The organism is Paenibacillus darwinianus (genome assembly GCF_000598065.1).
In the GTDB taxonomy this organism is placed as follows: Bacteria; Bacillota; Bacilli; order Paenibacillales; family Paenibacillaceae; genus Paenibacillus_I; species Paenibacillus_I darwinianus.
In genome coordinates this window covers 1-7,786 of record NZ_KK082212.1, presented here as the reverse complement: position 1 = coordinate 7,786, position 7,786 = coordinate 1, and the positions used below count along the sequence as shown (strand labels likewise).

The 7,786-nt window shown below is 60.7% G+C and carries 9 protein-coding genes; all 9 read left to right on the top strand.

Annotation, left to right across the window (positions count from 1 at the left end; genetic code table 11):
- The coding region (locus BG52_RS13950) for a PIN/TRAM domain-containing protein (protein WP_036667515.1) at positions 1-792 on the top strand (792 nt) is incomplete at its 5' end.
- 210 nt (positions 793-1,002) lie between these two features.
- Positions 1,003-1,752, top strand: a complete 750-nt coding sequence (gene ispD, locus BG52_RS13945) for a 2-C-methyl-D-erythritol 4-phosphate cytidylyltransferase (RefSeq protein WP_223299026.1) — start codon at positions 1,003-1,005, stop codon at positions 1,750-1,752.
- A 19-nt stretch (positions 1,753-1,771) separates the two neighbouring features.
- Positions 1,772-2,254 (top strand): 2-C-methyl-D-erythritol 2,4-cyclodiphosphate synthase, encoded by a 483-nt coding sequence (gene ispF / locus BG52_RS13940; RefSeq protein ID WP_036579976.1) that lies wholly within the window; start codon positions 1,772-1,774, stop codon positions 2,252-2,254.
- 30 nt (positions 2,255-2,284) lie between these two features.
- Positions 2,285-3,748 carry a glutamate--tRNA ligase gene (gltX, locus tag BG52_RS13935; protein WP_036579978.1) on the top strand — a complete coding sequence of 488 codons (1,464 nt, stop codon included), beginning with the start codon at positions 2,285-2,287 and terminating at the stop codon, positions 3,746-3,748.
- Between the two features lie 503 nt (positions 3,749-4,251).
- A complete protein-coding gene (gene cysE / locus BG52_RS13930) occupies positions 4,252-4,923 on the top strand; it encodes a serine O-acetyltransferase (RefSeq protein WP_051587585.1) in 672 nt (223 codons plus the stop codon).
- The gene (gene cysS / locus BG52_RS13925; RefSeq protein WP_397309310.1) at positions 4,920-6,377 is read left to right on the top strand and encodes a cysteine--tRNA ligase; all 1,458 of its coding nucleotides are present in this window, start codon (positions 4,920-4,922) and stop codon (positions 6,375-6,377) included. The genes cysE and cysS overlap by 4 nt, the downstream gene beginning before the upstream one ends.
- Positions 6,374-6,832: a Mini-ribonuclease 3 gene (locus BG52_RS13920; protein ID WP_036579987.1), complete on the top strand. Its 459-nt coding sequence runs from the start codon at positions 6,374-6,376 to the stop codon at positions 6,830-6,832. The genes cysS and BG52_RS13920 overlap by 4 nt, the downstream gene beginning before the upstream one ends.
- On the top strand, positions 6,819-7,643 hold the full coding sequence (gene rlmB / locus BG52_RS13915) for a 23S rRNA (guanosine(2251)-2'-O)-methyltransferase RlmB (protein ID WP_036579990.1): 825 nt from the start codon (positions 6,819-6,821) through the stop codon (positions 7,641-7,643). Before BG52_RS13920 ends, rlmB begins: the two co-directional genes overlap by 14 nt.
- Positions 7,644-7,645: 2 nt before the next feature.
- On the top strand, positions 7,646-7,786 hold a 141-nt coding region (locus BG52_RS13910; protein WP_036667513.1), incomplete at its 3' end, for an NYN domain-containing protein.

Sequence of the window (7,786 nt, the reverse complement as noted above, 5' to 3'; positions counted from 1 at the left end):
CTGTCTCCGGCGGTAGCCGGTTTGAGCGGAGCGGGAGTGATGGTGCCGGCTGCGCTGACGTTATTTTTCGGTTATATGGGTCTGCGGATCGGGCTCGGCAAAAAAGAAGAATTGGCGGCGGCCGCAGAGTCATTCTGGACCGTGCGCAAGCCGCAGCCGGCGGAGGAAACCGGCCGCGGATTCGAGGAACATAAAATTCTGGATACGAGCGTCATCATAGACGGCCGCATTGCGGATATCTGCAAAACCGGTTTTATTGAAGGCACCTTGGTCATTCCCGAATTCGTTCTGGAGGAACTGCAGCACATCGCGGACTCGTCCGATTTACTCAAGCGCAACCGTGGCCGGCGGGGTCTGGACATTTTGAACAAAATTCAGAAGGAGCTTGACGTGAAGGTGCTGATCTACGAAGGTGATTTTGAGGAAATCGGAGAGGTGGACAGCAAGCTGGTCAAGCTGGCCAAAGCTTTGCGGGGCAAGGTCGTGACGAACGATTTCAACCTCAACAAGGTGTGCGAGCTGCAGGGCGTGTCGGTGCTCAACATCAACGATCTGGCCAACGCGGTGAAGCCGGTCGTGCTGCCGGGCGAGGAGATCGTCGTGCAGGTAATCAAGGACGGCAAGGAGCACGGCCAAGGCGTCGCTTATCTGGATGACGGGACGATGATCGTCGTGGAGGGCGGACGCGATTTCATCGGCACGACGATGGAGGTGCTGGTTACAAGCGTGCTCCAGACGTCGGCGGGCCGCATGATTTTCGCGAAGCCGAAGCTGCTCGAGAAGGCGCAGTGAGCAATAGGGGAAGCAAGGCGGCGTCGGCCGCCCGCTCCGCGGATGAATGAATCCGCCGGCGGGAGGCCGGCGCCGTTTGCCGCTTCCTGACGGTGCGGACCTGCCTTGGAGGCAGACGGCAGCGGGCCGCAGGGCAGCCGCTTATTGAACACGGCGGAAAAGCTGGTGTATGATAAGAATATTCTATCGCGCAGCGAGGCAGGGTTGGGAATGAAAGGATCAATGGCAGAGCCGGCGGTCGCGGACGGCGCAGAGTGGAGCGCGGTCATCGTCGCCGCCGGTCGCGGCACGCGCATGGGCACTGCGGAGAGCAAGCAGTATTTACCGCTTAGGGGCAAGCCGGTGCTTGTGCATACTTTGGCTATTTTCGAACGGATGCGTGAAATCCGCGATGTCGTCCTCGTCACGGGAGTCGAAGACGTGGAGCGCTGCCGCAGACTTGCGGCGGAGCACGGGCTGCGGAAAGTGGCGGCGGTCGTTCCGGGCGGCGGCGAGCGTCAACATTCGGTCAGGCTGGGGCTGGCGGCGGCAAGCTCGCCGTGGGTGATGGTGCATGACGGCGTGCGGCCGCTTGTGACGCCGGAATCGGTGCGGCGCTGTATCGCCGCCGCCTATCGTCACGGAGCTGCGGTGCTGGCCGTTCCGGTGAAGGACACGATCAAGAAGGTCGACGCAGCGGGCATTATCGAGTCGACCCCCGACCGGCGCAGCCTGTGGGCGATCCAGACGCCTCAGGCGTTTCGCCGCGAGCTGCTGGAGGCGTGCCATGGCCGCGCGGAGGGCGAAGGTTTTATCGGCACCGACGATGCAATGGTCGTGGAGCGGTACGGCCATCCGGTGGCGGTCGCGGAGGGCGATTATACCAATATTAAAATAACGACGCCGGACGATTTGCCATATGCGGCGTTCCTGCTGTCCGGACGCGGCGTTGGGCATGCGCGGTCCGGTGGGCCTGGATGAGAAAGGAGAACGGGACGAGATGATCCGAATCGGACAAGGATTTGACGTGCACCAATTGACGGAAGGGCGGCCGTGCATCATCGGCGGCGTGACGATTCCTTATGAGAAAGGGTTGCTTGGCCATTCCGACGCGGATGTGCTGCTGCATGCGGTGGCCGACGCGGCGCTCGGCGCGCTGGCGCTCGGCGACATCGGGCAACATTTTCCGGATACGGATCCCGCCTTCAAGGATGCAGACAGCGTGAAGCTGCTTGAGCATGTATGGGGTCTGGTGAAGGAGCGGGGGTATAAGCTTGGCAACATCGACTCGACCATTATTGCGCAGCAGCCCAAGATGGCGCCTTACATTCCGCAAATGGTCGAGGTGATCGCGCGGGTGCTTGAGGCGAACGCCGATCAGGTGAATGTGAAAGCGACGACGACCGAGAGGCTCGGGTTCCCCGGACGGGGCGAGGGGATCGCGGCGCAGTCGGTGGTCTGTCTGGTGCGGGATGAGCGGTAGGCTTTACAATTTGACGGGAGGTTACGATTTATGACGACGAACGACGTGCGTGTCCGTTATGCGCCATCGCCGACGGGGCACTTACATATCGGCAATGCAAGAACGGCCTTGTTCAATTATTTATACGCGCGCAGCTTGGGCGGCGCCTTCATTATCCGGATCGAGGATACGGACCTGAAGCGCAACATCGCCGGCGGCGAGGAGAGCCAGCTGACCTATTTGAAATGGCTTGGCATCGACTGGGACGAAAGCGTGGATATCGGCGGCGGCTACGGGCCTTACCGGCAGACGGAGCGTCTGGATCTATACCGCGCGCATTGGCAAGAGCTGCTGGACAAGGGTCTGGCTTACCGGTGCTATTGCACGGAGGAAGAGCTGGAGCGCGACCGCGAGGAGCAGTCCGCCCGTGGGGAAATGCCGCGTTATTCGGGCCGCTGCCGTCATTTGACGAACGAGCAGCACCAGGCTTTTACCGCGGAAGGCCGGGTACCGAGCGTGCGTTTCCGCGTGCCGGAGGGGAAAACCTATACGTTCGACGATATGGTCAAGGGCACGATCAGCTTTGAGTCCGACGGTATCGGCGATTTCGTTATCGTGAAAAAGGACGGCATCCCGACGTACAACTACGCCGTAGCGCTGGACGACCATCTGATGAAGATCAGCCACGTGCTGCGCGGCGAGGATCATATCTCCAACACGCCCCGCCAGCTGATGGTTTACGAGGCGCATGGCTGGGAGCCGCCGGTGTTCGCCCATATGACGTTGATCGTGAACGAGAGCCGGAAGAAGCTGAGCAAGCGGGACGAGTCGATCATCCAGTTCATCGAGCAGTACGATGCGCTCGGTTACCTGCCTGAAGCGATGTTCAACTTCATCGCGCTGCTCGGCTGGTCGCCGGAGGGCGAGCAGGAGATGTTCACCCGCGAGGAGCTGATCGGCGTGTTTAACGCGGCGCGCCTGAGCAAAAGCCCGGCGGTGTTCGATGCGCAGAAGCTGGCCTGGATGAACAACGAATATATCAAAAAGGCCAATGTGCAGCGGGTTGTAGGGCTGTGTCTGCCGCATCTGCGGAAGGCGCGGCGCGTGGCGGACGAGCTCGACGAGGCCGGGCATGCCTGGGTCACCGAGCTGGTCTCGCTGTATCAGGACAAGCTGCGGTTCGCAGCGGACATCTTGCCGTTGACCGAGCTCTTTTTCCGCGATGCGGTAGAGGACGAGGAGGAGGCGGCTGCCGTGCTGGCCGAGGAGCAGGTGCCGACGGTTCTGCGCGCGTTCCTGACGGCGGTGAGCGGCTGCCCGGACGATGCGTTCACCGAGGAAGCCGTGAAGGCGATCGTCAAAGGCGTCCAGCAGGAAACCGGCTTCAAGGGCAAGCAATTGTTCATGCCGATCCGTGCGGCGGTAACCGGACAGACGCACGGACCCGATCTGAACCGGACGATCGCGCTGCTGGGCAAGGACAAGGTGGCGCGGACGGTAGAGGGACGCCTGTAAGCGGGGTCCGCGGCTCCGTGCGGCTTGTGCGCGATGCGGACCGATGCGGACCGATGGCCGTAGCCGGACTTTCACGGATTGTCCGCCTTGTCAGGTTGCGGCGCGAGAGGTATACTACTTACAAGCTATATTCATTATGATGTTACATGTGCAAAGGCTTGGAACAGGAAAAGTACGTTTCCCTCAGGAACCCGCAGAGAGGACGACCGGCATGCAGACAGCGCTTCGGCGCGCTCGGCCAGGGTGGAAGTCGTCCGGTTCCGGAAACCGAACATGCGCCTGGGAGCCTTGTCCCGAACCGGTCCGACCGGCCGAATGCGTAGGCTCCGCCGATACGCAGCGGCCGTCGCAGGTGTAGGCGGCAACGGGTCGTACCCGTTATCAACGCAAGAGTGGGGAGGGCGAATCGGTCCTCCCCAGCAGAGTGGAACCGCGGTATATACGCCTCTGCAGCTTCGGCTGCAGAGGCTTTATTTGTTTGGACAGAGAGAGGGGGATTGTCGGTGCTTCGCCATTTACGCTCCGATATTCAGGCCGTCTTCGAGAATGACCCGGCGGCGCGCAGCAGGTTCGAAGTCGTGTTCACTTATTCCGGCCTGCACGCCATATGGGCGCATCGCATCGCGAACGTTTTTTATAAGCGCCGTTTGTTTACGCTGGCGCGCATCATTTCGCAGGCGAGCCGTTTTATGACAGGCATTGAGATTCATCCCGGCGCGACGATCGGCAACCGGTTTTTCATCGATCACGGCATGGGGGTCGTCATCGGGGAAACATGCGAGATCGGCGACGATGTCGTGATTTATCAAGGTGTCACGCTAGGTGGCACGGGGAAGGAAAAGGGAAAGCGTCATCCGACCATCGGCAATAACGTCGTCATCGGCTCCGGCGCCAAAGTGTTGGGATCGTTCAAAGTCGGGGATAATTCGAGTATAGGCGCCAACTCGGTGGTCGTGCGCGAGGTTCCTGCGAACAGCACGGTCGTCGGCATCCCGGGCAAAATCGTCAAGTCCAACGGCGAGCGTGTCGGCGCAGGCAAGCTGGATCACGCGCAGCTGCCCGACCCGGTGATCGAGATGTTTCGGTCGATGTACAAGGAAATGCACGAATTGCAGGCGGAGCTTGAAAAATTGAAGAAGAACAGTAAAGGCGACGGAGGCGAGGCGGAATCATGATACGCATGTATAATACCCTAACGCGCGCCAAGGAGGCGTTCGAGCCACTCGAGGCGGGCAAAGTGAAAATGTATGTCTGCGGCCCTACCGTCTATGACTATATCCATATCGGAAACGCCCGGCCCGTTATTTTCTTCGACGTCGTGCGCCGTTACATGGAGGCGGCCGGCTATGAGGTGACGTATATTGTCAACTTCACGGATGTCGACGACAAGCTGATCCGCAAGGCCGAGCAGCTCGGTACGACCGTGCCGGAAGTGGCCGACCGTTTCATTGCCGCTTTTAATGAGGACATCGAGGCGCTGGGCGTCCGCAAGGCGACGCTCAACCCGCGGGTGACCGACCATATCGGCGAAATTATTGCTTTTATCGAAGGGTTGATTGCGGAGGATTACGCCTATGAGAGCGGCGGTGACGTATACTTTCGGACGAGCCGGTTCGCGGAATACGGCAAGCTGTCCCATCAGAATTTGGAGGAGCTGCAGTTCGGCATTCGAATCGAGGTCGGCGATAAAAAGGAAAATCCGCAGGATTTCGTGCTGTGGAAAGGCGCGAAGCCGGGCGAAATTTTCTGGGACAGTCCCTGGGGGCCCGGGCGGCCGGGATGGCATATCGAATGCTCGGCGATGGCCCGTAAGTATCTAGGCGATACGCTCGATATCCATGGGGGCGGGCACGATCTGCAGTTCCCGCACCATGAGTGCGAGGTGGCGCAATCGGAGTCGCTGACGGGCAAACCGCTGGCGCGCTATTGGCTGCACAACGGATATATTCATATCAATAATGAGAAAATGTCCAAGTCGCTCGGCAATGGCATCACCGTTCAGGAGCTGCTTAAAAGAACGAAGCCGAACGCGGTGCGCTACTTCATGCTGTCGACGCATTACCGCAGCCCGCTTAACTTCAACGAGGAGACGATCGCGCAGGCGGAGAACAGCATCGAGCGGATCGCGAATTGCGCGGCGAATCTGGAGCACAGGCTGAAGGCGCTCGGCTCGCTGGCAGGCAAGGCGGTGGAAGCGGGAGAAACGGCATGCTCTCCGGCAGGCGGGCTGCGGACAGGCGACGCAGAACTCGATGCCCGGCTGACGGAAATCGTGGAGCGGTTTCATGTCAAGATGAGCGACGACTTCAATACGCCGGACGCGGTGACCGCGATGTTCGATCTGGTCAGCGAAGCAAATCATTATTTGAAGCGGGAAATCGTGCACGGAGCCGCGCTGCGGACGTTTATCGGGCTGATCGCATACCTCGACGGCGTGCTTGGCTTCCTGCCGGGCAGCGGCGCCGTCGAAGGGCTTCACGACGGGCAGATCGATCGACTGATCGAGGAACGGAACGAAGCGCGCCGGGCGAAAAATTGGGCGCGGGCCGACGAGATCCGGGACCTGCTTGCCGGAGAGGGCGTCGTACTCGAGGATACGCCGCAAGGCATCCGGTGGCGGCGCAAATGACGGACACATTTTATCTGCATCCGCCATCCAAGCCGCCGAACCTGATCAATCCGGTGGTGCTCGCCTATGTCGGCGACGCCGTGTTCGAGCTGTTCGTCCGGCAGTATCTGGTCTCGCTGCCGAACCATAAATCCGATCATCTCCACCGGAGCGCGACCCGTTTCGTCTCTGCGCGGGCGCAGCGGGAGCTGCTGGAGCAGTGGATGCCGCTGCTGTCCGAAGAGGAAGCCGATATTGTGCGCCGCGGGCGCAACGCCAAGTCGGGCGCGCCGCCCAAAAATGCGGATCATCAGGATTACCGGCAAGCAACCGCATTGGAATGTCTGGTGGGCTATTTATATTACATGGGAAGACTGGACCGTTTGAACACACTGCTTGCAGTCGCGTTCGGGCAAGGTGAAGAGCGGCCGGCTTTGCCGGAACGCAAGGAGGATGAGAACATTGACAGAGCGTGAGGAACGGAGCGGCGGCGAAGAGCAGGCGGAATGGATCGCCGGCAAGCATCCCGTCATGGAAGCGCTGAAGGCGGGCAGGGAAATCAACAAGATATGGATCGCCGAAGGGGCGCAGCGCAGCTTGACGCAGCCGATCTATGCGGAGGCGAAGCGGCTGGGCATTATCGTCCAATCGGCGGACAAGCGCAAGCTCGACCAGCTCGCGCAAGGCGTCCCTCATCAGGGCGTCGTCGCCCAGGCCGCCGCTTACCGGTATTTCGAGGTCGACGAGCTGATCGCCGCGGCGGAGGCGAAGGGCGAGGAGCCTTTTCTGCTGCTGTTGGATGAAATCGAAGACCCCCATAATCTCGGTTCCATCCTGCGGACTGCGGAATGCACGGGCGTGCACGGCATCATTATTCCGAAACGCCGGTCGGTCGGTTTGACCGCCGCCGTCTCCAAAACGTCGGCGGGCGCTGTCGAATATGTGCCGGTTGCGCGGGTGACGAATTTGGCGCAGACGATCGACCGGCTGAAGGAACGCGGCATCTGGATCGCCGGCACGGATGTGAACGACGCCGAGGAGGTTTACCGTGCGAATTTCAATATGCCGCTTGCCGTCGTGATCGGCAACGAAGGCAAAGGGATCGGCCGGCTTATCCGCGACAAATGCGATTTTCTCGTCAAGCTGCCCATGTCCGGCCGTTTGAATTCGCTTAACGCATCGGTCGCGGCGGGTGTGCTGATGTACGAGGTCGTCCGCCAGCGGCTGAACGCCTCGCGCTCGACCGCAGCCGGCGAAGGCGGCGCCGGCGCGCGGCGGAAGGGCTGACGGTGGCCGGGGGACCGGGCGATGTGCTTCTGGTTGACGGCTATAACATGATCGGCGCATGGCCCGAGCTCGAGAAGCTGAAGGACACGGATTTTGAGGAAGCGAGAGACCGGCTGCTGGACAAGCTGGCCGATTATCAAGGG

What these genes read in the sequence shown, in the direction of transcription:
- ispD (WP_223299026.1), top strand. Translation starts at nt 1,003, where the DNA reads ATGAAAGGATCAATGGCAGAGCCGGCGGTCGCGGACGGCGCAGAGTGG.
- ispF (WP_036579976.1), top strand. Translation starts at nt 1,772, where the DNA reads ATGATCCGAATCGGACAAGGATTTGACGTGCACCAATTGACGGAAGGG.
- gltX (WP_036579978.1), top strand. Translation starts at nt 2,285, where the DNA reads ATGACGACGAACGACGTGCGTGTCCGTTATGCGCCATCGCCGACGGGG.
- cysS (WP_397309310.1), top strand. Translation starts at nt 4,920, where the DNA reads ATGATACGCATGTATAATACCCTAACGCGCGCCAAGGAGGCGTTCGAG.
- BG52_RS13920 (WP_036579987.1), top strand. Translation starts at nt 6,374, where the DNA reads ATGACGGACACATTTTATCTGCATCCGCCATCCAAGCCGCCGAACCTG.